General features: G+C 71.3%; 17 protein-coding genes and 2 pseudogenes. 12 read left to right on the top strand and 7 right to left on the bottom strand.

What is annotated here, in order from left to right; translation table 11 throughout:
* Positions 1 to 47 precede the first annotated feature (47 nt).
* The 3 genes from ACP4E5_RS26885 to ACP4E5_RS26895 form a co-directional block, all read right to left on the bottom strand.
* Positions 48 to 1,760 (bottom strand): LCP family protein, encoded by a 1,713-nt coding sequence (locus ACP4E5_RS26885; protein ID WP_425832963.1) that lies wholly within the window; start codon positions 1,758 to 1,760, stop codon positions 48 to 50.
* A gap of 277 nt (positions 1,761 to 2,037) precedes the next feature.
* Positions 2,038 to 3,312, bottom strand: coding sequence for an LCP family protein (locus ACP4E5_RS26890; protein WP_425832965.1), 1,275 nt, complete (start codon positions 3,310 to 3,312; stop codon positions 2,038 to 2,040).
* Positions 3,313 to 3,399: 87 nt separating this feature from the next.
* Entirely contained in the window at positions 3,400 to 4,155 is a 756-nt protein-coding gene (locus tag ACP4E5_RS26895) for a TIGR03089 family protein (RefSeq protein ID WP_425832967.1), read from the bottom strand.
* 537 nt (positions 4,156 to 4,692) lie between these two features.
* Between ACP4E5_RS26895 and ACP4E5_RS26900 the strand changes: the two are divergent.
* From ACP4E5_RS26900 to ACP4E5_RS26925, 6 genes and pseudogenes are all read left to right on the top strand, one after another.
* Positions 4,693 to 5,508, top strand: a pseudogene (locus ACP4E5_RS26900) (IS110 family transposase); the annotation flags it as partial.
* 455 nt (positions 5,509 to 5,963) lie between these two features.
* A complete protein-coding gene (locus tag ACP4E5_RS26905; RefSeq protein WP_425824954.1) occupies positions 5,964 to 7,199 on the top strand; it encodes an IS110 family RNA-guided transposase in 1,236 nt (411 codons plus the stop codon).
* 21 nt (positions 7,200 to 7,220) lie between these two features.
* A pseudogene (locus tag ACP4E5_RS26910) lies at positions 7,221 to 7,610 on the top strand (transposase); the annotation flags it as partial.
* 446 nt (positions 7,611 to 8,056) lie between these two features.
* On the top strand, positions 8,057 to 9,337 hold the full coding sequence (locus tag ACP4E5_RS26915) for a peptidoglycan recognition protein family protein (protein WP_425832969.1): 1,281 nt from the start codon (positions 8,057 to 8,059) through the stop codon (positions 9,335 to 9,337).
* A gap of 91 nt (positions 9,338 to 9,428) precedes the next feature.
* Positions 9,429 to 10,511: a mannose-1-phosphate guanylyltransferase gene (manB, locus tag ACP4E5_RS26920; protein WP_425832971.1), complete on the top strand. Its 1,083-nt coding sequence runs from the start codon at positions 9,429 to 9,431 to the stop codon at positions 10,509 to 10,511.
* Between the two features lie 291 nt (positions 10,512 to 10,802).
* Positions 10,803 to 11,822, top strand: a complete 1,020-nt coding sequence (locus ACP4E5_RS26925; RefSeq protein ID WP_425832973.1) for a DNA-3-methyladenine glycosylase family protein — start codon at positions 10,803 to 10,805, stop codon at positions 11,820 to 11,822.
* A gap of 131 nt (positions 11,823 to 11,953) precedes the next feature.
* On the opposite strand, the gene ACP4E5_RS26930 is transcribed toward ACP4E5_RS26925, so the two are convergent.
* Genes ACP4E5_RS26930 through ACP4E5_RS26940 form a run of 3 tightly spaced genes read right to left on the bottom strand, consistent with a single transcriptional unit; the run spans position 11,954 to position 14,764 of the window.
* Entirely contained in the window at positions 11,954 to 13,258 is a 1,305-nt protein-coding gene (locus ACP4E5_RS26930; protein WP_425832975.1) for a coenzyme F420-0:L-glutamate ligase, read from the bottom strand.
* On the bottom strand, positions 13,255 to 14,226 hold the full coding sequence (gene cofD / locus ACP4E5_RS26935) for a 2-phospho-L-lactate transferase (protein ID WP_425832977.1): 972 nt from the start codon (positions 14,224 to 14,226) through the stop codon (positions 13,255 to 13,257). Before cofD ends, ACP4E5_RS26930 begins: the two co-directional genes overlap by 4 nt.
* Positions 14,227 to 14,269: 43 nt before the next feature.
* Positions 14,270 to 14,764, bottom strand: a complete 495-nt coding sequence (locus ACP4E5_RS26940; protein ID WP_425832979.1) for a cysteine dioxygenase — start codon at positions 14,762 to 14,764, stop codon at positions 14,270 to 14,272.
* Between the two features lie 612 nt (positions 14,765 to 15,376).
* Between ACP4E5_RS26940 and ACP4E5_RS26945 the strand changes: the two genes are divergently transcribed.
* The 3 genes from ACP4E5_RS26945 (at position 15,377) to ACP4E5_RS26955 (ending at position 21,002) form a co-directional block, all read left to right on the top strand.
* A complete protein-coding gene (locus ACP4E5_RS26945; RefSeq protein ID WP_127831770.1) occupies positions 15,377 to 15,640 on the top strand; it encodes a WhiB family transcriptional regulator in 264 nt (87 codons plus the stop codon).
* Positions 15,641 to 15,840: 200 nt separating this feature from the next.
* Positions 15,841 to 19,545, top strand: coding sequence for a glycosyltransferase family 2 protein (locus tag ACP4E5_RS26950; RefSeq protein ID WP_425832982.1), 3,705 nt, complete (start codon positions 15,841 to 15,843; stop codon positions 19,543 to 19,545).
* A complete protein-coding gene (locus tag ACP4E5_RS26955) occupies positions 19,542 to 21,002 on the top strand; it encodes a DUF5719 family protein (protein WP_425832984.1) in 1,461 nt (486 codons plus the stop codon). Before ACP4E5_RS26950 ends, ACP4E5_RS26955 begins: the two co-directional genes overlap by 4 nt.
* 43 nt (positions 21,003 to 21,045) lie before the next feature.
* Here the strand turns inward: ACP4E5_RS26955 and ACP4E5_RS26960 are convergent, their stop codons facing one another.
* A complete protein-coding gene (locus ACP4E5_RS26960; protein ID WP_425841676.1) occupies positions 21,046 to 21,540 on the bottom strand; it encodes a metallopeptidase family protein in 495 nt (164 codons plus the stop codon).
* Between the two features lie 321 nt (positions 21,541 to 21,861).
* On the opposite strand from ACP4E5_RS26960, the gene ACP4E5_RS26965 reads away from it, so the two are divergent.
* The 3 genes from ACP4E5_RS26965 (at position 21,862) to ACP4E5_RS26975 (ending at position 25,500) form a co-directional block, all read left to right on the top strand.
* Entirely contained in the window at positions 21,862 to 22,239 is a 378-nt protein-coding gene (locus ACP4E5_RS26965; protein WP_206302118.1) for a DUF3499 domain-containing protein, read from the top strand.
* A gap of 128 nt (positions 22,240 to 22,367) precedes the next feature.
* Positions 22,368 to 23,984: an L-lactate permease gene (locus ACP4E5_RS26970; protein ID WP_425832987.1), complete on the top strand. Its 1,617-nt coding sequence runs from the start codon at positions 22,368 to 22,370 to the stop codon at positions 23,982 to 23,984.
* 148 nt (positions 23,985 to 24,132) lie between these two features.
* Positions 24,133 to 25,500: a phosphomannomutase/phosphoglucomutase gene (locus tag ACP4E5_RS26975; RefSeq protein ID WP_425832989.1), complete on the top strand. Its 1,368-nt coding sequence runs from the start codon at positions 24,133 to 24,135 to the stop codon at positions 25,498 to 25,500.
* Positions 25,501 to 25,715: the final 215 nt, after the last annotated feature.

Raw genomic sequence — 25,715 nt, forward strand, 5'->3', positions numbered from 1 at the left:
CCGCCCTCTGTCATCTACTTAGACAGTCAACAGGCGGCCGAGGTTGGTCACTTGGCGCACACAGCCTTGTCCGCTGTTGTCTTGTCGACCTCCGGCGCCTTTGCCGAGGCTCCGTCGACGGGTGTCCCCGCACCCTTGAAGTCACCGCCGAGGATGAGGGTCATCGCCGGCAGCCCCTGATCGTTCTTCTCGCTCTTGCCTTCCTTCAGCGCGGACGCCGGAAGGCCCATGATGTCCGCGAGCCGCCGGGCCTGATCGGCCTGGTCCGGCGCGTACTCGAGGCTCGTCTTCGCCTGATTCGGCTTGTTGCCCATCTGGCTCGACTTCAGTACGCCCTCATTGTTCTGCAGTTCCGTGAGAGTTTCCTGAGCGGCGCCCGTCCTGCCGCTGCCGTTGTAGATGTTGACGCGGACCTCGGACGCGGCGGACTTGGGGCCCTTCAGCTTCGCGTCCTGCTTCTCCTTCTGCTTCTTCTTCGTCTCCGTGAGGGAGACGTCGTTCTTGATTGCGGAGAAGACCTGGGGCGCGGCCGCCGGGTTCACGACGACGGTGACGGGCTTCGGCTCCGCAGGGTTGTCGATCACGGGCACCGTGGTGAACGACAGGTTCTTCGGGGGCACCTTCTTGATCTCGAGGGCCAGGTCCTTGAGGCTGGTCAGGCTGCCGATGCCCTTGTCGACGGTGAGCGCCTTCGTCGCGGCCTCGGCGAGGCTCGTCAGCTTGCGCGGGTTGGTGAGCGTGTTGCTCGAACTCATCTTGCGCGCAAGGGAACCGAGGAACTGCTGCTGCACCTTGATCCGGTCCAGGTCGCCCTGGTTGCCGAAGCTGTGCCGGGTGCGCAGGAAGGCCAGCGCCTGCTCGCCCTGCAGATTGTGCGTGCCCGCGGACAACTTGAGGTGCGAGTCCGGGTCGTTGACGTCCTTGGCGACACAGACGCTGACCCCGCCGACGGCGCTGGACAGCGTCTTCACCGCGTTGAAGTCCGCCATCATGAAGTGGTCGACGGTGATGCCCGTGACCGCCTTCACGGTCTTCATGACACAGCCGGGGTCGCGCTCGTCCTGCCCGAGGCTGGTGTTGAAGCGGACGTTCGGCGTGCCCTTGATGGTCCTGAGGGAGCCGTCCTTCTGCTTCACCTGACAGTCCGGCACGTCCACGATGAGGTCGCGCGGAATGCTCAACGCGGTCGCGTTCGTACGGTCCTTGGAGACGTGCAGCAGCACGTTGGTGTCGGCGTGGCCGACGCTGCCCTTGTCGCCGTAGCCCTCGTTGCCCTTGCCGGTGCGCTTGTCGGTGCCCATGACGAGGATGTTGATCGCCTCGTCCTTGGCGAAGCCGTTCTTGGCGCCGACCACGTCCTGCGACGTGATGTTGCCGTTGAGGTGCTCCCAGTACCAGTAGCCCGCTCCGGCGCCCACCACGACGACCATGGCCATGCCGCCGGCCGTCCACAGCAGGATCTTCTTGGCCTTCGACTTCTTCTTCGGCCGCGAACGCCGCCGACCGGGGCCCTGCTCCTGCGTCGCCGGCGCCTCGCGTCGTCTGCGCTGCGGAGGAACGTCGCGCCGCCCTCCGCCGCCACCTTGCGGGCTGCCACGGCGCGGACCGCCATCGCGCGGGGCGGCGCGGCGGGGGCTCGGCACCGCCGACTGCCCAGCGGAGGGGTTCAGTCGCAGTTCGTAGTCACCGGTGTGGGGGTTGAGCACCCACTGATCTGCGGGGTCGATGTTCTCAGCCCGCCCACGGCCTTGCGCGTCCACGGTTGTCTGTGTCCTCCGTCGGGGCCACGCGGCGCCCCACCCCCCTTAAAAGCGGGCGCCCGGTCAAGTCGGTCAGTAGTGCGCGACCGGGCTCGCAAGCATGGCCGGGTGCACCGGATCGCTCACACTATCCGCCCAGTTCAGCGTCAAGCGAGGACGGTGACAAATTCCACTCCCCTACAACTGGGCAATACGGACCATATCTTTGAACCTGTGAGTCACCTGATGACTTGCGCTTTACCCAGGGGCCGTTGAGGCGCCGTCCGAGCACCCGTTCTCAGCCGCAGGAGGCCTGCCCGGCGGTGTTGCCGCGGAAGGTCGGGGCGGGGGAGGCGCCGGGCTTCCCGTCGCTCTCGCCGCCGCCGGCACCGTCGGCGTCGTCGTACGTGCCGTATTCGCCGCCTACATCCTCATAACTGTCTGATTCGACGCCGCTGTCGTATTCATCCTGTGCGCCGTACTCCTCGTCCGCGGGCGGCTGTTCGGCCACCTTCACGGGCGTGTCCTTGCGCAGCTGCGTGAACAGGTGGTCGGCCGCGGGCTGGACGAGCTGGTCCCGGTTGGCGTTGTAGACGTACGACTCGCGGGGCACCGTCAGGAACTGGATGTGTTCGGCGCTGATGCCGCGCATGCCGCGCACCAGGTCGTAGAGCCCGCGCAGGCTGGCGAGCCCGGGGTCGGTGGTCAGCGAGGAGGTGGCGGCGTTGAGCACGGGGTAGAGCCGGGTCGGGTTCAGCAGCACGCCGTTGCTCTGCACCTTGTCGACGAGCGCGCCGAGGAAGCGTTGCTGACGGTCCATCCGGTCGGTGTCGCTGCCGTTGCCGAGGCTCTTGCGGGCGCGTACGTAGCCCAGGGCCTGCTCGCCGTTCAGATGGTGGGTGCCCGCGGCCAGCCGCAGGTGCGCGTCGTCGTCGTCGATCGGCCGGTCCAGGCAGACGGTGACGCCGCCGACGGCGTTCACCATGTCCTTGAACCCGTCGAAGTCCACGACCATGTGGTGGTCGACCCGGACTCCCGTCATCTTCTCGACCGTACGGATCGTGCAGGCCGAACCGCCCACCTCGAAGGCGTAGTTGAACATCGCGAACATCGCGTCGTGCCGGGAACCGTCCCGTTCCCGGCAGGAGGGCACGTCGGTCATCAGGTCGCGCGGGAACGAGACGGCCGTCGCGCTCTTCCGGTCCGCCGCGACGTGCAACAGGATCGTGGTGTCGGAGCGCTGCGTGCCGTCGTTGCGGCCGTACTTCCCGTTCTTGCCCGCCCGCGAGTCGGTGCCGATGAGCAGCAGGTTCTGCGCGCCCTCGGCCAGCACGGTGGGCCGCTCCTTCTCGTAGCGCGCGAGCTCGTCGGCGGTGTCCGTGTCCTCGGTGATGTTCCCGTTGAGCCGGTCGTACGCGGCCCAGCCGACGCCGCCCACCACGAGCACCAGGAGCGCCGCGCAGGTCGCCGAGTACCGCAACCATCTCCGGCGCCGCCGCACGCGCCCCGCGCCGGTGGGCGTGGAGCCGTGGGCCGGCCCGGGTTCCGGGGGCGTGGCAGCGGTGTCGGTCACGTGCGGGTCCCCCTCATGGAAACGTAGGCGTACCTACGACCATGTACCCCACCGCGCGACCGAGCCGGGAAAGCTGAGCCGAACGGGCTAGCGGGCGGTCGCGGTGACTCGCTCGCTCTCGACGCGCTTGGCGAGGGACTCTTCGCCGAGCTGGTCGAGGTTGCGGCACAGGACGACGGAACCGCCGGTGGCCAGCGGTGCGTAGAGGCCCGCGGCGAGCCCCTGCCAGGTGTCGTACGGGAGGCCGGACAGCAGGCGCGAACCGGGGCCGGTCAGGCCGAGGCCGGTGGCGTCGGCGGCGGCCTTCTCCACCACCTCGGCGCCCGACCACTCGGCGCCGGCCACGACGAGCGCGGGCTCGTCCGCGTCGACGGGTGCGAAGGGGGCGAACCGGTCGCCCTGCCCCGGCACTTCCACGGCGTAGTCGAGGAAGCCCTCGGGCGGCTGCGGGAACCGTCCGCCGAGCGGCCGCAGCGCGAGCGCGACCCGCTCCCCGGGGCAGGCGCGGGCGGCGTCGAGGGTGTCGGGCCCGCTCACGACGAGGTCGGCGCCGGCCGGGTCGCCCTGGACGTCGGCGACGACCCCCACGGACGAACAGGCCAGCAGCCACACCGCGCTCTGCCAGTGGGCGGGCAGCAACAGGGCGAGACGGTCGCCGGGTTCGGCGTTCAGCTCGCCCTGCAGCAGATTGCTGGTCTTGGCCACCCAGTTCGCGAGCGTGGCCACGGACAACTCCACGCGCTCCCCGGTCGCGTCGTCATAGAAGGTGACGAGCGGCCGCCCCGGATCGTCGGCGAGGGCGGCCTGAAGCAGAGCGGCGGGCGTACGAGCAACAACATTCACACCCCAACCCTACGCACCACCCCGCACGTGCCCCCACCCTGACCCGGCCCCCTTCCCGCCTCGACCAACCTGCCGCTCGCCCCGGCTCCCCTCCCGCTGCGCCCGCCGCCTGCCCCGCCTCGACCAACCGGCCACTCGGCCAATCCCACCCGCCTTGGGCAATCTGCCGCCTGACCCGGCTCCCCTCCCGCTGCGCCCGATGCCTGCCCCGCCTCGGGCAACCGGCCGCTCGGCCGATCCCACCCGCCCGCCTTGGGCAACCGGCCGCTTGGCCGCCCCCGTTATGTTTTCCGCGGCCCTGCAAGAGGGCCGCTGGCCTCCGGGCCCGGCATGACTGTGTCCCCCTGTCCTCGATGACCTGGGGGGGTGGTGTTCACCGGGCCCGAGAGGTGCCGTCGGAGACGCTGATGAGAGGCCCGGCCACCGCCCGGCCCGGCGCAATGCCGGGCAGTTCACGGACGGCAGGTCTGCATAACGTGGATGCGCGAGAACGACACCGATGCCAAGGCCAGCCGCACCAAAGGAGTTGAGTGCACGATGTTCGACACCGGCGACGTCGGCGTGTTCCTCGGCCTGGACGTCGGCAAGACCACCCACCACGGCCACGGACTCACCCCGACCGGCAAGAAGATCTACGACAAGCCCCTGCCCAACAGCGAACCCAAACTGAGAGCCGTCCTCGACAAGCTGGCCGCGAAGTTCGGCACCGTCCTCGTCGTGGTGGATCAGCCCGCCTCGATCGGCGCCCTCCCGTTGACCGTCGCCCGGGACGCGGGCTGCAAGGTCGCCTACCTGCCCGGCCTGGCCATGCGGCGGATCGCCGATCTCTACCCGGGCGAGGCGAAAACCGACGCCAAGGACGCCGCAGTCATCGCGGACGCGGCCCGCACCATGCCGCACACCCTGCGCTCGCTCGAGCTCACCGACGAAATCACCGCCGAACTGACCGTCCTGGTCGGCTTCGACCAGGACCTCGCCACCGAGGCCACCCGCACCTCCAACCGGATACGCGGCCTGCTCACCCAGTTCCACCCCAGCCTCGAACGCACCCTCGGGCCCCGGCTCGATCACCAGGCCGTGACCTGGCTGCTGGAACGCTACGGATCCCCAGCCGCCCTGCGAAAAGCCGGACGCCGCAGGCTCGTTGAGGTAATGCGACCCAAGGCCCCGCGCATGGCCGCCCGGCTGATCGACGAGGTCTTCGACGCGCTCGACGAGCAGACCGTCATCGTTCCCGGAACGGGCACGCTCGACATCGTCGTCCCGTCCCTGGCCCGGCAACTCGCGACCGTCCACGACCAGCGCCGAGCCCTGGAAGCCCAGATCAACACCCTGCTGGAACAGCACCCTCTAATGCGGTGTGAAGGTCCGCACCCGCCTAGAGAAGCGAGTGCAGTCTGACAGTTGGGACTGGGTGCCCTTGTCTCCGTGACCTGTGGGGTCTCAAAGAAGAGCGACTCTGTTCCGGTGGTGAGCTTCGTGGCGGTGCGGTGGGCACCGGGGTGACTCCGAACCCTCTGCGGCACTGTGATGCCTATGGAAAGACCGGGAGCTCCCGGTGCTCTCCGGCCGCCGCGAAACTTCCCGGCCGGCGGTACGCGTTGAACATCGTGGTGCGAGCCCGCCGCACGGTGACCTCTTGCCTTTCCCCGCGAGCCGGTGAGCTCTGGGCAAGAACGGGGCCCGTGCGGTGCGCTGGTGTCACGAACGGCTAGTGAGATGGCGGACCGAGGAGTCCTGGCATTAGGGAGCCGCGTGACCCGCTTGCGCTCGCCACCAGCGCGAACGACCGGACGAAAGGCATGAACATGAACGTGTTCTGCGGGATCGACTGGGCCGAAACCCACCACGACGTCGCCCTGATCGACGACTTGGGCTCGGTGCTCGCCAAGACCCGCATCACCGACGACACGGCCGGCTACCAACAACTGCTGGATCTGCTCACCGAGCACGGAGACAGCCCTGACACACCGATACCCGTGGCGATCGAGACCTCCCGCGGCCTGCTGGTTGCGGTGCTGCGCACTGTCAAGCGGCAGGTCTTCGCGATCAACCCGCTCGCCGCCGCCCGCTACCGCGACCGGCACAGCGTCTCGCGCAAGAAGTCTGACCCCGGCGACGCCCTGGTGCTGGCCAACATCTTGCGCACCGACCTGCACATGCATCGGCCACTGCCCGCCGACAGCGAACTCGCGCGTTCCATCGCCGTGTTGGCCCGCGCCCAGCAGGATGCCGTCTGGAGCCGCCAGCAGCACGCCAACCAGCTGCGCTCGCTGCTGCGCGAGTATTACCCGGCGGCCCTCGCCGCGTTCGCCACCGGCCGCAAACGTGGCCTGGCCCACCCGGAGGCCCGCGCCGTCCTGGCTCTGGCTCCCACCCCGACTGCCGCCGCTAGGCTGACCAAGACACAGATTCAGGCCGCCCTCAAGCGGGCCGGCCGTCGGCGATATACCACCGCCGAGACCCAGCGCCTCCAGACAATTTTCCGGGCCGAGTACGCCCATCAGTCACCCCTGGTGGAAGAGGCCCTCGGACGGCAGATGCTGGCCCTGCTCGGGCAGCTCGACGCAGCGGCACAGGCCGCAGACGACCTCGCCGAGGCGGTCGAGGCGTCTTTCCACCAGCACCCGGACGCTGAGGTGATCACCAGTTTCCCTGGGCTGGGCTCACTCCTCGGCGCCCGGGTCCTGGCCGAAGTCGGCGACGACCGCAGCCGGTTCGCCGACGCACGGGCCTTGAAGTCATACGCCGGATCGGCCCCGGTCACCCGGGCCTCTGGCAAGAAGCGCCACGTCGGCCGCCGGTTCGTCAAGAATGACCGACTCATCCACGCGGGCTACCTGTGGGCGTTCGCCGCGATCACCGCCTCGCCCGGCGCTCAGGCGCACTACCGGCGCCGACGTGAGCACGGCGACTGGCACGCATCGGCGCAGCGCAACCTTTTCAACCGCATGCTCGGCCAGCTCTATCACTGCCTCCAGCAGAACATTCCGTTCGACGAACAACATGCCTTCACCCCCTTACCCCAAGCCGTTTCCGCTTGACGGCTTCAAGCCGTGAGATGTCTTTCCCAGGTCCTGACCTCGATCCCGGGAGTCGCGGTCAGGACCGCCGCCACCTTGCTGGTCACCGTCGGCGACGGCACCAGCTTCCCCACCGCAGGACACCTGGCCTCCTATGCCGGCCTCGCCCCGACCACGAAGTCGTCGGGCACCTCGATCCACGGCGAACACGCACCACGAGGCGGCAACCGGCAGCTCAAGAGAGCCATGTTCCTCTCGGCATTCGCCGCCCTGCACGACCCCACCTCCCGCACCTACTACGACCGCTGCCGAGCCAGAGGAAAGACCCACACCCAAGCGCTCCTCCGCCTCGCCCGGCACCGCATCAGCGTGCTCTTCGCGATGCTCCGCGACGGCACCTTCTACGAACCCCGAACACCCCGCCTCGCTTGACGAAGGACATAGAGGCACCCCCCCGCCCGCCTTGGGCAATCTGCCGCCTGGCCCGGCTCCCCTCCCGTCTCGGCCGATGCCTGCCCCGCCTTGGGCAACCGGCCGCTCCGCCGATCCCGCCCGCCCGCCTTGGGCAACCGGCCGCTTGGCCGCCCCCCCCGCCCGCCTTGGGCAATCTGCCGCCTTGGGCGGCAGGGTGGGCAAGGCGGCACCCCGGTGCCGCGCGCGCATCACCGCAGGCGCCGTCCCCGGCTCAGCTCAGCGACCCTGGTGCCGCGCGCGCATCACGGCAGGCGTCGCCCCCGGCCCAGCTCAAAGACCCCGGCGCCGCGCACCCGTCACCCCAGACGTCAGCGTCGCCCCCGCCCCAGCCCAACGGCCCCCGCCAACACCCGTATGACCCTCCCCAATGGCCGACACCCAAGGATCCGCACACGATCGTGCGCATGCGTGGATTCCTTGCTTCATCGATCGGTGTCACCTGCGCGGCGGCCCTGGCCCTCCCGCTCACCCTGCCCACGGCCTCGCACGCCGCGCCGCCCCCGACGCGCGAAGCGATCCCCGGCAGCACCCAGTCCCTCCCCCTCGAACCGTCCTCCGGCAGCAGCACCTCGACGCGCGCCGCCGGCACCCCCCAAGAACAGGGGCTCACCCGCCGCGACGTGCGCCCCTTCTCCCTCGTCGGCGTCGTCTGGGACGACCCGGACGCCCAACTCCACGGCCACGTACAAGTACGTACGCGCACCACGAACACCACCCGCTGGTCCACCTGGCAGGACGTGGAGACCCACAACGACGACGCCCCCGACCTGGACACCCCGGAACGCGCCACGGGCAAGCTGCACGGCGCGACCGCCCCCCTCTGGGTCGGCAACAGCGACGGCGTGGAAGTACGCGTCAAGGCGGACGAGCCCGAGGCCGACGCCGACCGCACCGGCAGCCCGACCACCCTCCCCAAGGGCCTGCGCCTCGACCTCGTCGACCCCGGCGAAGAACCCCCACAGGGCTCCCGCGCGGAAGGCGCGAACGCCGGCGTCATCCCCGCCCTCGACAAGAAGCAGACGGAGGACGAACTGATCGCGGCCCGCGGCGGCAAGCCGACTGCGGCCGGCTCCCGCCCCTTCATCGGCCCGCGCCCGCGCATCATCACGCGCAAGGGCTGGGGCGCCAACGAGAAACTCCGGGAACGCAAACTCGGCTACACCAAAACCGTCAAGGCGGCCTTCATCCACCACAGTGCATCCGGCAACAACTACCGCTGCTCCCAAGCCCCTTCAGTCATCCGCAGTATCTACCGCTACCACGTCAAGAGCAGTGGCTGGCGCGACATCGGCTACAACTTCCTCGTGGACAAGTGCGGCAACATCTACGAAGGCCGTGCCGGTGGCGTCGCCAAGCCCGTCATGGGCGCCCACACCCTCGGCTTCAACACCAACAGCACGGGCATCGCGGTCCTGGGCTCGTACGGCAGCTCCAACCCACCCGCCGCGGCCGTCAAGGCCATCGCGCGACTGACCGCCTGGAAGCTCGGTCTCTACGGCGCGAATCCGCGCGGGTCGACATATCTGAAGTCGGGCGGTGGCAATCTCTACCGCAAGGGAAAGAATGTACGACTCAAGGTGATCTCCGGTCACAGGGACGGGTTCGCGACCGAATGTCCGGGACGCCGTCTCTACAACAAGCTCGGCAGTGCCCGCTCCAGCTCCGCCCACCTACAGGGGCGCTGACGCCGGCCGGCCTGGGCGCCTCGCACGGTCTGCATACACTGGCCGGCCGAAAGACAGTTCGGCCGGCCCCAGCAGGAAGCAGAGACGACAGGTGACAGAAGCGATCCTCCTGGTCGGCGGCAAGGGCACCAGACTCCGGCCACTCACGGTGAACACACCGAAACCGATGGTCCCGGCGGCCGGTGTGCCGTTCCTCACGCACCAGCTGGCGCGCGCGAAGGCGGCGGGCGTCGACCACATCGTTCTGGCCACCTCCTACCTGGCGGAGGTCTTCGAGCCGTACTTCGGCGACGGCTCCCGCCTCGGCCTGCACATCGAATACGTCACCGAGGTCGAACCCCTCGGCACCGGCGGCGCCATCCGCAACGTCGCCTCGCGCCTGAAGTCGGCCCCCGACGAGCCGGTCCTGATCTTCAACGGCGACATCCTCACCGGCCTGGACATCAAGGCCCTCGTCCACGAACACGAGACGACCGGCGCGGACGTCTCCCTCCACCTGTCACGGGTCGAGGACCCGCGCGCGTACGGCCTGGTGCCCACGGACTCCACGGGCCGGGTGACGGCCTTCCTGGAGAAGCCCCAGACCCCCGAAGAGATCGTCACGGACCAGATCAACGCGGGCGCGTACGTCTTCCGCCGCTCGGTCATCGACACGATCCCGGCGGGCCGCCCGGTCTCGGTCGAACGCGAGACGTTCCCGGATCTGCTGGCCTCCGGCGCCCACCTCCAGGGCATGGTCGACTCGACCTACTGGCTGGACCTCGGCACGCCCCAGGCCTTCGTCCGCGGCTCCGCCGACCTGGTCATGGGCCGCGCCCCGTCGCCCGCCGTCCCCGGCCGCCGCGGTGACCGCCTGATCCTGCCGACGGCCGAGGTGGCCGCGGACGCGAAGCTCACCGAGGGCACGGTCGTAGGCGAGGGCGCGCGGATCGGCGAGGGCGCCCGTGTCTCCGGCTCCGCGATCCTGCCCGGCGCGGTGATCGAACCGGGCGCGGTGATCACGGACTCCCTGGTCGGCACCGCCGCCCGCGTGGGCGCCCGCACGACCCTCAAGAACGCGGTGATAGGCGACGGCGCCCACGTCGGCGCGGACAACGAACTCCAGGACGGCGTACGCGTCTGGTGCGAAGCCACCCTGCCCCCCGCCTCCATCCGCTTCTCCTCCGACCAGTAACCCACACCAGGCCCCTGCCCCGGATGAGCCCCCCAAGCCCCTGCGGCGATTGAGCAGCGGGGCCCGGGGCAGCGCCCCGATCCCGCAACGCCGGCTCCGATCATCAAGCCCCTGCGGCGATTGAGCAGCGGGGTCCGGGGCAGAGCCCCGTGACGTCCACCACCTGGCCCCGAAGAGGCACTTTCGGGAAGGGGCGGGTTGGGGGAGAAAAACCCCTACCCTCGAACCACCACCCTTCCCCAAGCTCTCAACTACGTTCGAGCAGGGGAGACCCCATTACCGAAGGACCCCGTGGCCGGCCGCCGATACCCCCCTCGTACGCAACCCCCACCCACCCGCACCACCGTGCGCGGCGGCGCCCCCCGCATACCCAGCCCCACCCCGGCCCCCCACACCCACACCCACACCCACACCCCTGAAGCTCCCCTCCACCTGGGCCTCACCCTCGGCCCCCTGCGAAGGGGCCCCGCGGACCCCACCTTCCGCACCACCCCGCCCGGCACCGTATGGAGAGCCAGCCGCACCCCGGAGGGCCCGGCAACATTCCGCATGACCCAGCACCCGGACACGTCGACCGTCGAGGCGACCGCCTGGGGCCCGGGAGCCGCCTGGTTCCTGTCCCGACTCCCGCACCTGCTGGGCGAGTCGGACGACCCGACCGCCTTCGAACCCCGCCACCGCCTCGTCGCGCAGACGACCCGCCGCCGCCCCGGCCTCCGCCTGACCCGCACGGGCCTGGTCCTCGAGTCCCTGATCCCGTCGATCCTGGAACAGAAGGTCACGACGGACGAGGCGTACCGCGCCTGGCGCCTGCTCCTGAACAAGTACGGCGAACCGGCCCCGGGCCCGGCCGGCGAGGACCTGCGCATGCGCGTGATGCCGGACCCGCGCACCTGGACGCTGATCCCGTCCTGGGAGTGGCACAAGGCGGGCGTGGACAACAAGCGCGCCTCGACGATCATCCGCGCGGCGAAGGTCGCCCGCCGCCTGGAGGAGGCGGCGCAGATGGAACCGGCGGAGGCCCGCACCCGCCTGGAACTGGTCCCCGGCATCGGCCCCTGGACCTCCGCGGAGACGGTCCAGCGCACGCACGGCGCCCCCGACGAGGTGACGACGGGCGATCTGCATCTGCCCGGCATCGTCGGCTACGCCCTCGCGGCCAACCGGGACGCGACGGACGAGGACATGCTGGAACTCCTGGCCCCGTACGCGGGCCAGCGCCACCGGGCGGCCCGCCTGATCATGCTGAGTGGTGTCTCGCCCCCGCGCAGACAACCCAAGATGCGCAAGGTGAACATCGCGGAGTGGTGAGACGGCACCACACCGCCCACCGAACCACCGCGGACCGCACGGACCGCACGGACCGCACGGACCGCACGGACCGCACGGACCGCACGGACCGCACGGACCGCACGGAACCGCGAAACCACGGAGCTACGGGACTACCGAACCTCCACGAAGTCGGAGACACTCCGCTCCGGCCGCTCACCCGGCACCCCCGCCGCATGCCCCACCGCGACGGCCCCCATCGGATCCCAGTCCTCCGGCAGCCCGAGCACGTCCCGCACCACGTCCCGGCAGAACATGGTCGACGACACCCACGCCGACCCGAGCCGCTCCCCGGCCAGCGCGACCAGGAAGTTCTGCACCCCGGCCCCGGTGGCCACCACGAACATCTCCCGCTCGGCGGCATCCCGCCGCGCGTCCCCGTAGGTGTGCGACCCGTCCATCACCAGGCAAGGCACCACGAGGTACGGCGCGTTGCGCAGCACATCCCCCCGCCGCACCCGCTTCGCGATGGACTCCTCGCTCTTGCCGTCCCGCCGCAGGTCCGCGATCCACGCGTCCCGCATCGCGTCGAGCAGCCGCGTCCGCGACTCCTGCGATTCCAGGAGCACGAACCGCCACGGCGTCGTGTGATGCGGCGCCGGCGCCGTGACAGCCGCGGCGACGGCCCGCCGTACGGCCCCCGGATCGACCGGCTCGTCGGTGAACGCCCGCACGGTCCGCCGCTGCGTCACGGCCTCCCGTACCGCCTCCGACGTGCCGAGCCGGAACATGTCGTCGCGCGCGACCCGCACCAACTCCCTTGCGGATCCGCCCTGTTCCTGGGCGACGACCGGCCCGAGCCCCCGCACCACGGCGACCGGCAGGCCCCCGGCCTTGCCCTTCACGAGGTCACCCGCGGCCGCCAACTCGTCGGCGGTGGCCACCACGGTGGCGCTGAGCGGATTCCCGTACGCGTCCGTGCCGCCCCGCAGATCGTCGAGTACGCGCACGCCTGCCGCCCCGATGGCGACATCCGTCAGCCCGTTCCGCCAGGGCCTGCCGAAGGTGTCGGTGACGACGACCCCGACGTCCACCCCGAGCGCGTCCCGCACGCCGTCCCGGATCGCGGCCGCCGATGCGTCCGGGTCCTCGGGCAGCAACAGCACGGTCCCCGCAGGGGTGTTGGAGGCGTCGACCCCTGCCGCGGCCATCACGAGCCCCAGCTTGTTCTCGACGATCCGCAGCGTGCCGCGCCGCGCCACGACCCGTACGGTCTCGGCGTCGATCGCGGCCTCCCGGTCGTCCGCCCGGAGCACGCGGCCCTCGGCCTTGCTGACGATCTTCGAGGTGACCAGTAGCACGTCACCGTCGACGAGCCCCGGTTCGGCGGCGACGATCAGCTTCGCGATGTCGTCGCCCTCCCGCACCTCGGGGATCCCGGCGACGGCCCAGGCACGGAACGAAGGAGCCTCGGTCACGCGCCCCGCACCTCCTCCGCGAGCTTCAGCGCCTCGCGCGCCATCTCGGCGGCGGCGGTGCCCTCCACGGGGTCCGTCATCATCAGCGGCACGGCCCGGCACGGGATCCCGGCCGCCTCGACCCGCTCGACGGCCTTCTCGTCCACCGTGTCGACCAGCCAGCCGTCGAGCAGTCCCGCCCCGTAGTGCTCGGCGACGGCGGCCGCGCTGGACTCCACGCCCACCGCCGCGAGCACCTTGTCCGCCATGCCGCGCACCGGCGCGTCACCGACGATCGGCGAGAGCCCGATGACGGGCGCGCCCGCTTCGGCGATGGCCTCCCGGATCCCCGGGACCGCCAGGATCGTCCCGACGCTCACCACAGGGTTCGACGGCGGGAAGAGGATCACGTCGGCCTCGGCGATGGCCTCCAGGACGCCCGGCGCGGGCTTCGCCTGCTCGGCGCCGACCGGCACGACGGCCTGCGCGTCCACGGAGGCGCGCAGCTTCACCCAGTACTCCTGGAAGTGCACGGCCTTGCGCTCACCGTCGACATCCACCGCGACGTGGGTCTCCACGCGGTCGTCCGACATGGGCAGGAGCTTCACCCCCGGCTGCCACCGCTCGCACAGCGCCTCGGTGACCGCGCTGAGCGGGTAACCGGCGCTCAGCATCTGCGTACGGACGATATGGGTCGCGAAGTCCCGGTCGCCGAGCCCGAACCACTTGGGCCCGACCCCGTACGCCGCGAGCTCCTCCTTCACCGTGAACGCCTCGTCCGTGCGTCCCCAGCCCTGCTCCTCGTTGATGCCGCCGCCCAGCGTGTACATCACCGTGTCGAGGTCCGGACAGACCTTCAGGCCGAAGAGGTGGATGTCGTCCCCGGTATTGCCGATGACCGTGATGGCCGCGCCGTCCGGCGCGGCCTGCTTGAGACCGCGAAGGAACCGGGCACCACCGATGCCGCCTGCCAGAACCACAATGCGCATGTGCCCAGCATCGCAGGCACCTCTGACAACGCGTCGGCCGGTCTCAGACTGCGGCGCCCTCGGTGACCGAGCAGGTCGGCGTGTGCATGGGCATCTGGGTCAGTCCGGGGAAGTAGACGTGCAGGCTGACCGCGGGCTCCAGGGAGTCGTTGACGACCTCGTGGACATAGCCGGGCGCGAAAACCCGCTGCGCGCCGGTGGCGAGCGCGTGCACGCCCCTTTCCGTACGCTCCGTCAGTTCGCCCTGCAACAGCGTCAGTACGCCGGAGGACCGGCCGTGGTCGTGCAGCCCGCTGCCCTGGCCCGGCACCCACGACAGGAGCCACACCTCGTAGCCCGGTCCGGTGCGCAGGCGGTGGTACCAGCGGGTCGTGGCGTCGTACTCGACGAGGTGCTCCCACTGGGAGCGGTCGGCGGCGATGGAGCGCGCGAGACCGACGAATTCGGCCACCGTCTCGGGGTGCTCCCGGGCGGGCTGCAACAGGTGCGGTACTTCGAAGATGTCGCCGGCGATCTGGAGGTCGCTGTCGCTGTTCATGGGGTGGTGGTGTTCCTCAAGGGAGTGCGGTGCACAGGGCCGTACTGGAATGAGAAGAAGCGTGGTCGGAGCCGACGGGCTCAACGACTCAACAGCTGGAACAGCAACAGCACGCGAGGGCAGCGCGAACGGACCCGGCGGTGCGGGTCGTCGAGGGTGCCGAAATCGCGAACATGCCCAACAGGACAGCGGGTCATGCCCTCGTTGTCAACCCAATGTCCGGATTGTGGAATATGGTTCACCTCATCCGGTGCCCTTGACAGGCGAAAGGTTTGTGCAGCCGGACGACCGGACATGTGGCGCAGCAACCCGGCGTGCAAACGCCGGAACGGCAGCGATCTTTGCGGCGTCCTTCCCTGTAGCGGTTCACCGGGGGAGGGGTGGCCGCACGGAGCGCGGCCGGCTCCACGCGGGCCACGGGCGAGTGTCATGGTTTTTGGCGATTTGAACACTTTCTGCATAGCCTTGGTTCCGCAGAGTGAATAACGGGCCCAATAGCAGATCTCGGCTTGACTGCCCCGGATCGGCACACTTGTAATTTCACTCGTGTCGTTCAGCCGAAATCGGTAACGGCAACATCACGGGGACGCACGGACAGACGAGGGGCGCACTATGACCGAGTCGTTTCAAGATCTGCTGGTCGAGGACGCGGAAGAAGAACTCGGCTGGCAGGAGCGCGCGCTGTGCGCCCAGACCGACCCCGAATCCTTCTTCCCCGAGAAGGGCGGCTCCACGAGAGAGGCCAAGAAGGTCTGCCTCGCGTGTGAGGTCCGCTCCGAGTGCCTCGAATACGCGCTCGCCAACGACGAACGCTTCGGCATCTGGGGCGGCCTCTCCGAGCGCGAACGCCGCCGCCTGAAGAAGGCCGCCGTCTAGGACCCTGATCCCCGGGTCACCGTCCAGGACCCTGATCCCCGAGATGTGCGGTGCTTTTCGGCCCGCTGCCCGTGGTTGTCCACAGGCGGCGGGTCGCTGTTGTTGGCAGCCGTTAGTGTGGGGCCCCGTCCCGGACGCCACCGTGTCCCCAGTGGGCGCGGGCGTCCACCGCAGTCCAACGAACCGGGGCCCGTACCTCGATGTCCGTGCACAGCCATTCGGCAGGCCAATTCGGCACTGCCGCCGCCGCGTTCAACCCGGGGCCCGCAGCAGGGGTCGACCCGAGCAGCGCCCCCGAGTTCCCCAGGCATGTCGTCACCGCCGTCGTCGTCTCGCACGACGGAGCGCGCTGGCTGCCCGACGTTCTGTCCGGACTGCTCTCCCAGGAGCGCCCCGTACAGAACGCGATGGCGGCCGACACCGGCAGCGCCGACGCCTCCGCCGCGCTGGTCGCGCAGGCCATCGGCGACGACCGCGTACTGCACCTCGCGCGCCGCACCGGCTTCGGCCAGGCCGTCGAGGAGGCCGTGCGCAGCGCGGGCGTCCTCACCCCCGAAGAGCTGCCGTACCTGAAGCGTCCCAGCGGCTGGGACCCCGTCAGCCGCTCCTGGCGCGACGACGCGTACGACCTGCCGGACCTGCCGCACGGCGAACCCGAGCAGTGGCTGTGGCTGCTGCACGACGACTGTGCGCCCGATCCCGACGCGCTCGCCCAGATGCTGCGCGTCGTCGAGATGGAGCGCGAGGCCGGCTCCGACGTCGCGATCGTCGGCCCCAAGCTGCGCGGCTGGTACGACCGCAGGCAGCTCCTCGAGGTCGGCGTCTCCATCGCCAACTCCGGGCGCCGCTGGACCGGCCTCGACCGCCGCGAGCAGGACCAGGGGCAGCACGACCACGTGCGGCCCGTGCTGTCCGTGTCCACCGCGGGCATGCTGATCCGGCGCGATGTCTTCGAGCAGCTCGGCGGCTTCGACCGCAGGCTGCCCCTGATGCGTGACGACGTCGACCTGTGCTGGCGCGCCCAGGCCGCCGGCCACCGGGTCGTCGTCGCCCCCGAAGCCGTCGTGCGGCACGCGGAGGCCGCCTCCCGCGAGCGCCGCACCGTCGACTGCGTCGGCCGCACCGCCACGTCGCCGCACAAGGTCGACAAGGCGGGCGCCGTCTACACGCTGCTCGCCAACGCGCGCGGGGCGACGCTCCCGTGGGCCCTGCTCCGCCTGGTGTTCGGCACGCTGCTCCGTACGCTCGCGTACCTCGTCGGCAAGGTGCCGGGACAGGCCTTCGACGAGATCACCGGTCTTCTGGCGACGCTGCTGCGGCCGGGGCGGATCCTCGCCGCCCGCAGGCAGCGCGGCAAGGGCGTCGTCGACTCCAAGGAGCTGCGCCCGCTGTTCCCGCCGCCGGGCGCGACGGTGCGGCTCACCGTCGAGCAGGTGGCGGGCAGCCTCTTCGAGGGCTCCGACCCGGAGACCGCGAGAGCGGGTCGGCACGGTGGCGGCGGCCTCGAGTCGCCCGACGACGCCGAATTCGTCCGGATCGAGCGGTTCGCGCGCCTCAAGCGCATCGCCCGCAACCCCGGACCGATGCTCCTTGTGGTGCTGCTTTTCGTCTCCCTCATCGCCTGTAGAGGGCTGTTGGGCGGCGGAGCGCTCGCGGGCGGGGCGCTGCTGCCGGCTCCGGCCGACGCGTCGGAACTGTGGGCGCGGTACGCCGACGCCTGGCACGCCACCAGCACGGGCGGCACCCAGGCGGCGCCCCCGTACCTCGCACTGCTCGCCACTTTCGCCTCCGTGCTGTTCGGCTCCACCGGGCTCGCGGTCACCGTGCTGCTCGTCGGCTCGGTTCCGCTCGCCGGTTTCACCGCGTACTTCGCGTCCAGGCCGCTCGTCACCTCGCGCCTGCTGCGCGCGTGGGCGGCCATCGCGTACGCCTTCCTGCCCGCCGTCACGGGCGCCCTCGCGGGCGGCCGCATCGGTACCGCGGTCCTGGCGATCCTGCTGCCGCTCCTCGCGCGCGCGGGCCTCGCCGCTTCGGGACTGACGCACACTCAGGGCGGGCGCGGCAGTTGGCGGGCCACCTGGGCGTACGCGCTGCTGCTCACGATCACGACGGCGTTCACGCCGATCGTGTGGCCGATCGCGCTCGTCCTCGGCGTCGCGCTCCTCGTCGTGCGGCGCTCCGACATCACCGCCTATGGGCTGCGTTTCCTGGCCGCGCTCGGCACGCCGCTGCTGATGCTCGCGCCGTGGTCCCTGTCGCTGCTCCCGTTCGGCTTCTTCAAGGAGGCCGGAATCCCGTACGGGGCGGGGTCCGCGAGCGGGCTCGGGCTGCTCGGCGCGTCGCCGGGCGGGGCCGGGACCACGGGCAGCCTGCTGCTCGTCGGCATCGTCCTCGCGGCGCTGGCCGCCCTGCTGCGCACCGAGCGGCGTCCCGCGATCCTCACCGCCTGGGCGGTCGCCTTCGTGGCGCTCGTCTTCGCGGCCCTCTCGAACGGCTCGGCGTGGGCCGGACCCGCCACCCTCGTCTACGGCATCGGGCTCCTGGCCGCTGCCGCGCTCGGCGCCGACGGCGCCCGCTCGCGGGTGGCCGAGCAGAGCTTCGGCTGGCGCCAGCCGGTGGCCGCGCTCATCGCGTTCGCCGCGGCGGCGGGCCCTGTGCTGCTCGCCGCGGGCTGGATGATCGGCGGCGCCGACGGGCCCGTGGAGCGGCGCGACCCGGTGCAGGTGCCCGCGTTCGTCGCCGAAGAGGCCGGCACCCGCGACCAGGCCCGCACGCTCGTCATGGACGGCTCCACGGGCGACGTCGCGTACTCGCTGGTCCGGGGCGCGGGCGCGCGCCTCGGTGACGGCGAGCTGACCGAGGCCGCGGGCGAGAACGCCAAGCTCGACAAGGTCGTCGCCAACCTGGTCGCAGGATCCGGCGCAGACCAGGCCGACCAGCTCGGCGGCTTCGCCGTGCGCTACGTCCTCGTACGGGGCGGCGCCCCGCGCGAGATGAGCCGCGTCCTCGACGCGACGCCCGGCCTGACCCGGCTCAGCCAGCAGGACGGCACGGCGCTGTGGCGCGTCGACCGCCAGGTGGCGCGGGCCGTCGTCCTGCCGAAGGCCGGCGCCGGATCCACGGCGGAGGACGCCGTGCCGGTCGCGGCGGGCCCCGTCGAGCTGCACACGAAGGTGCCGCAGGGCAAGGCGGGCCGCATCCTGCGCCTCGCCGACCAGTCCGCCGAGGGCTGGACCGCGACGCTGAACGGCACGCCGCTGACGAAGACCACCGTCGACGGCTGGGCGCAGGGCTTCGAACTGCCCGCGTCGGGCGGCACGTTGGACGTCACGTACGACGCGCCGATCACGCACACCGCCTGGCTGTGGGCGCAGGGCCTGCTCGCCGTCGTCCTCGTGGTGCTCGCCCTGCCGGGCCGGCGCGAGAACGTCGACGACGACCTGCCGGACGAGCCCGTGGTGACCGCGGAGGACCTCGCGGGCGACGGCCGGAGGGCCCGCCGACTGCGCGCCCAGGCCGAGGCGGAGCAGGCGGTACAGGCGGAGCCGGCGCCCCAGCCGGTTCCCGGGGCCGCCGTGCCTCCTCCTCCGGAGGAGGCCCCGATGGCGGACTTCCCGCACCAGCAGACCTACGCGGAGTGGGACCAGCCCAGCTACACGGCCGCCGAGTACGGCACGTACGCGGCAGGGGAGCAGCAGTACCAGGGCGGCGGTTACGGGTACGGCCAGCAGGCCGACCCCTACCAGGCCGACCCGTATCAAGCGGGGCAGTACGACCCGTACGCCTACGGAGGCGGGTACGAGCAGCCCCAGCAGCCCCAGCAGTACGACCCCACGTACGAGCAGCAGCACGGCCACGGCAACGGCGCCGACCATGAGCAGCGCCCCGACGGGAGCCAGCAGTGAACCGCACGACCCTGTCCCTGATCGCCGCCGTGACCGCCCTGGCCGCCGTCACGGGCTTCGCCGCGGCCACGACGCCCGGCGGGGACGACACCTCCGGCAAGGCGGCCGCCGCGCGCCTGCCCGTCGAGCGCTCCAGCCTGCTGTGCCCGGAGCCCAGCCAGTCCGACCTGGCCGAGACCGCGTACACCTCGTACACGCCCGAGACGAAGGGCACCGAGGGCGCCGGCACGGCGGAGCTGGTGCCCGCCAAGGGCAGCAAGAAGGGCAAGGCGGTCGTCACCCCGAAGAAGCCCGGCACGCCCGTCGCGGGCGACGCCTCCGGGGCCGAGGCGCCCGCCCTGACCGGCACCGCGGACGGGTCCCTCGCGCCCGGCTGGACCGTCCAGCAGACCACCAGCGTGACGGCTGGAGCGGGCCGCGGCCTGCTCGGCGTGAACTGCTCGGAGCCCGACACGGACTTCTACTTCCCCGGCGCCAGCACCGCCAAGGGCCGCAGCGACTACGTCCACCTCACGAACCCGGACGACGAGGCCGCGGTCGTGGACGTGCAGATGTACGGCCCCCAAGGGGCCATCAAGTCAGATGTCGGCGAGGGCATCACCGTCCCGCCGCGCTCCAGCGTCCCGGTGCTGCTGTCGACGCTGACCGACAAGGCGTACACGAACCTCACGCTGCACGTGAGCGCGCGCAGCGGCCGGGTCGGGGCGGCCCTGTCGGACGTGGACGACAAGGACGGCGGTGACTGGCTGCCCGCCGCGGCCGACCCGGCCGCCTCCCTCGTCCTCCCCGGCATCCCGAAGGACGCCACGAACGTGCGTCTGGTCGCCTTCGCACCGGGGCAGGACGATGCCGACCTGAAGGTCCGGCTCGCGACCTCCAGCGGCAAGATCGCGCCCGCCGGGCACGACACGCTGCACCTGAAGTCGGGCATGACCACGGCCGTCGACCTCGGCGCCGTGACCCGCGGCGAGGCGGGGTCGCTGATCCTGTCGCCCTCCGAGGGCTCCGTGCCGGTCGTGGCCGCCCTGCGCGTCACGCGCGGCAAGGGCTCCGACCAGGAGACCGCGTTCATCCCGGCCACGCGGAGCATCGGCGCCCGCGCCACGGTCGCCGACAACCGTTCCAAGGGCTCCACGCTCGCCCTGACCGCCCCCGAGTCGACCGGCAAGGTCAAGGTCACCGCGTCCCCGGGCACCGAGGGCGGCACGGCGACCACGAAGGAGTACACGGTCAAGGGCGGTACGACGCTCTCGGTCACCCCGCCCGTGCCGTCCGGCCTGAAGGGCTCGTACGCGCTGACGGTCGAGCCGGTGTCGGGCGGCCCGGTCCACGGCTCGCGAATGCTGGAGGAGAAGCAGGGCTCCGTCCCCGCGTTCACGGTGCAGACGCTGCCGGACGACCGGGGCACGGTCTCGGTGCCGAAGGCGGACGAGGACCTCTCGGTCGTACAGAAGTAGCCGCCTACGGGGCGGCGGGTGCAGGCCCTGACGGACCTGAGTTCTAGTCCTCGCCGTCCCCGAAGTCCCCGTAGTCGCCGTATCGGGGGTCCACGGTCTCCGGGGTGAGCCCCAGGACCTCCGCGACCTGCTCGACGACGACCTCGTGCACGAGCGCCGCCTGCTCCTCGCGACCCTTGGTGCGGATCTCCACGGGGCGCCGGTAGACGACCACGCGCGCGGGGGTGTCGTCCCGCGCGGGGACGGTACCGCCGAGCGGCACGGTGCCGCCGGTCCACGCCTCGTCCTCGGCCGTCAGCCGCGGCACGTCCAGAATCAGGAAGTCGACCTCGGCGAGCTGCGGCCAGCGCCGCTCCAGGCGCTCCACGGAGTCCTGTACGAGGTCGGAGAAGGCCTCGGCGCGGCTCGCGGACAGCGGCACCTGCGGCGGCGCCACGGGACCGCGCATGCCCCGGCCGTGCCGGTCGCGGCGGCGCGGCGGGCGCGGCTCCCCGGAGGGCGGCGAAACCGCGTCGTCTGTGTTGACTGGCCTTTCCATCACTGACGCAGCGTAGTCCTCCGCGGCGCCGGAAGCGGTCCGGCGCCTGACGGGGCGCTCCATGTCGCTTCCTGACCGATCAAGCCAATCTTGGGGCTGATTCAACTTCTCTCCCGGATCGATGATCTCGCGGCAATTGGCGCTATATGCCCTGAGTGGTGACCGCTTTCAACTGTCCCGTGGGGCGCACAACCCGGGGTCGGCCCAGGTCACCGGGGCGCCCGCGTGCGGTGGTGTGCGCCGTATCACGCCACGACACGGTGGGGTGACCTCGGGGAGAGTCGTCGCGGCCCGCTCAAGAGTGCGGTACCGTCCAACGCTGTGAGCCCTGTACGTCGCTGTTCGCGCACCGCTTGCGGCCGTCCCGCCGTCGCGACGCTGACGTACGTCTACGCCGACTCGACCGCGGTCCTCGGCCCGCTCGCCACCTACGCCGAACCCCACTGCTACGACCTGTGCGCCGAGCACTCCGAGCGCCTCACCGCGCCGCGCGGCTGGGAGGTCGTCCGGCTCGCCGACACCAGCGGTCCCAGCCGCCCCAGCGGGGACGACCTGGAGGCCCTGGCCAACGCCGTGCGTGAGGCGGCCCGCCCGCAGGAGCGCGCGGCCGAGGCCGGCGGCTCGGGGCCGCGCACCGCGGACCCCATGGAGGTCGCGCGCCGTGGCCACCTCCGTGTGCTGCGCTCGCCCGACAACTGAGCAAACTGGGCAACTCCCTTCCGGATCAGGCCACTTCACGGGATCTTCACAGTCGTACGCGTTGACCCGCGATTGTTGAGGCCACGACGATTTCGCCACCCGACTCCGGGATTCCGGGAGGCGAAACCGTGTTCGTCCAGCAATTGGAGCCCGTAGGCGGCTCGCTCGGCCTGTCCGCCCTCGTCGCTGCCCTGCCGCTCGTGACCGTCCTCGTCCTGCTCGGCGCCGTGCGCATGAAGGCGCACCGGGCGGGCCTGATCGGTCTCGCCGTGGCAGCCGCCGTCGGCTGGCTCGCGTACGACATGCCCCTGGGGCAGACCGTCTCCAGCGCCGCACAGGGCGCGGTCTTCGGGCTTTTCCCCATCATGTGGATCGTCGTCAACGCCCTGTGGGTGTACCGGATGACGGTGCGCACCCGGCACTTCGACATCCTTCGCCGCTCCTTCGGGCGGCTCTCCGACGATCCGCGCATCCAGGCGCTCGTCGTCGCGTTCTGCTTCGGCGCGCTTCTGGAGGCGCTCGCCGGGTTCGGGGCGCCGGTCGCCATCTGCTCGGTGATGCTGGTCGCGCTCGGCTTCGACCCCGTGAAGGCCGCGGTCGTCGCGCTCGTCGCCAACACGGCGCCCGTCGCCTTCGGGGCCATGGGCACACCGGTCGTGACGCTGGCTCAGGTGACGGGCCTTCCGCTGGACGCCGTCGCCTCCGTGGTGGGCCGTCAGACGCCGCTGCTCGCCCTCGTGGTGCCGCTCGTGCTCGTCGGCCTGGTGGACGGCAAGCGGGGCCTGCGCGAGACCTGGGTGCCCGCCCTCGCGTGCGGATTCGCCTTCGCCGTCGCCCAGTTCGCGGCCTCCAACTACGTGTCCGCCCAACTCGCCGACATCGGCGCCGCCCTGGTGGGCGCGGGCGCCCTCGTCGCGGTGCCGCACGCGCGCAGGCCGGCCACCGAGACCGTACGCGCCGCCGTCCTGACCGGCGTACGCAGTGAGGACCTGGACGAGGAGGACGCGCGGCCCGAGGTGCTGCGCGCCTACGCCCCGTACGCGCTCATCGTCGTGATCTTCTCCCTGGCGCAGATCCCCGCCATCAAGGACTGGCTCGCCAAGGCCAACTGGGTCTTCGACTGGCCCTTTCTGAACGTCGCCGACCCGAGCGGCAAGCCCGTGGGCGGCAACATCTTCACGCTGCCGATCGTCTCCACCGGCGGCACGCTCGTACTGATCGCGGGGCTCTTCACCGCGGTCGTCATCGGCGTGCACGCGCGCGATGCGGTGCGTGAGTGGTTCGCCACCGTGCACGAACTGCGGTTCGCGATCCTGACGGTGACGAGCGTGCTGGCCCTCGCCTACGTCATGAACCTGTCCGGACAGGCCGCCACCATCGGGCACTTCGTGGCGGCCGCGGGCGCGGGGCTCGCCTTCTTGTCGCCGGTTCTCGGGTGGTTCGGCGTCGCCGTCTCCGGGTCCGACACCTCGGCCAACGCGCTCTTCGGCGCCCTCCAGGTGACGGCCGCCCAGCAGTCGGGCCTCCCGCCGGAACTCCTCGCCGCGGCGAACAGTTCGGGCGGCGTCCTCGGCAAGATGATCTCGCCGCAGAACCTGACGATCGCCTGCGCGGCGGTCGGACTCGCGGGCCGGGAGGGCGACCTGCTGCGCAAGGTGCTGCCGTGGAGCGCCGGGCTGCTGCTCGTGATGTGCCTGATCGTGTGGGCGCAGAGCACCGCGGTCCTGTCGTGGATGCTGCCGTGAGAAGGGCAGGCGCCGCTTGGTGCTGCTGTGACCAGTGAGGATGCGGGCGGGCGGGTTCCTCGGGAGGAATGAGGGGTTCACGATCCGCTGTCAGTGCGGCCAGGTACTTTGTGGGTCCGTGAAGGACTCCAGGAGGGCTGGGCAGACCGTGGCTGCTGCTGATCTGTCGCAGATCGTTAAGGCGTACGACGTGCGTGGGGTGGTCCCGGACCAGTGGGACGAGGAGCTCGCCGCGCTGTTCGGCGCCGCGTTCGTGCGGGTGACCGGTGCCGACGCGATCGTCGTGGGTCATGACATGCGGCCCTCGTCGCCCGGCCTGACGGGGGCGTTCGCGCGCGGGGCCGCCGCCCTCGGCGCGGACGTCACCGAGATCGGCCTGTGCTCGACGGACCAGCTGTACTACGCGTCGGGCGCGCTCGACCTGCCCGGTGCCATGTTCACGGCCTCGCACAACCCGGCGCAGTACAACGGCATCAAGATGTGCCGGGCGGGCGCGGCGCCGGTCGGACAGGACACCGGCCTCGCGGAGATCCGCCGGCTGGCCGAGGAGTGGAGCGCGTCGGGCGCCCCCGAGCCGGCCGCCACGCCTGGAAAGGTCACGCGGCGGGACACGCTGAAGGACTACGCGGCGCACCTGCGCGGCCTGGTCGACCTGACGGCGATCCGCCCGCTGAAGGTCGTGGTGGACGCGGGCAACGGGATGGGTGGGCACACCGTCCCGACGGTCCTCGAAGGCCTGCCGCTGGACGTCGTGCCGATGTACTTCGAGCTGGACGGCACGTTCCCGAACCACGAGGCGAACCCGCTGGACCCGGCGAACATCGTGGACCTCCAGGCACGCGTGCGTGCCGAGGGCGCCGACCTCGGCCTCGCCTTCGACGGCGACGCGGACCGCTGCTTCGTGGTGGACGAGAATGGCGACCCGGTGTCGCCTTCCGCGATCACCGCCCTGGTCGCCGCCCGCGAACTCGCGCGAAACGGCGGCTCGGGCACGATCATCCACAACCTGATCACGTCCTGGACCGTCCCGGAGGTCGTGAAGGAGAACGGCGGCACGCCCGTGCGCACGCGCGTGGGCCACTCCTTCATCAAGCAGGAGATGGCCACCACCGGCGCGATCTTCGGCGGCGAGCACTCCGCGCACTACTACTTCCGCGACTTCTGGAACGCCGATACGGGCATGCTGGCGGCGCTCCACGTCCTCGCGGCGCTCGGCGGCCAGGACGGCCCGCTGTCCGCCCTGGTCTCCTCCTACGACCGCTACGCGGCCTCCGGCGAGATCAACTCCACGGTGGCCGACCAGACCGACCGCCTCGCCGCGATCAAGGCGGCGTACTCCGGCCGCGAGGGCGTCACGACGGACGAGCTCGACGGCCTGACGGTCACGGCGACGGACTGGTGGTTCAACGTCCGCCCGTCCAACACGGAACCGCTGCTGCGCCTGAACGCGGAGGCGCGGGACACCCCGACGATGGAAAAGACCCGGGACGAGGTCCTTGCGATCATCCGAGGCTGAGCCCCCGCCGCGGCGATCGAGCCATTCAAGCCCCGGCGGCGACCGAGCCAATCAAGCCCCCCGCGGGAGTTGAGCCAATCAAGCCCCTGCGGCGATTGAGCAGCGGGGTCCGGGGCGGAGCCCCGCGGCGTCAAGCCCGGTACGCCGCGCTCCGGCCGGAGCCCCGCGGCGTCAACCCGGTACACCGGCTCCCGCCGGAGGCCACGGCACGGCCC

This window comes from Streptomyces fractus, assembly GCF_049844455.1.
In the GTDB taxonomy this organism is placed as follows: Bacteria; Actinomycetota; Actinomycetes; order Streptomycetales; family Streptomycetaceae; genus Streptomyces; species Streptomyces fractus.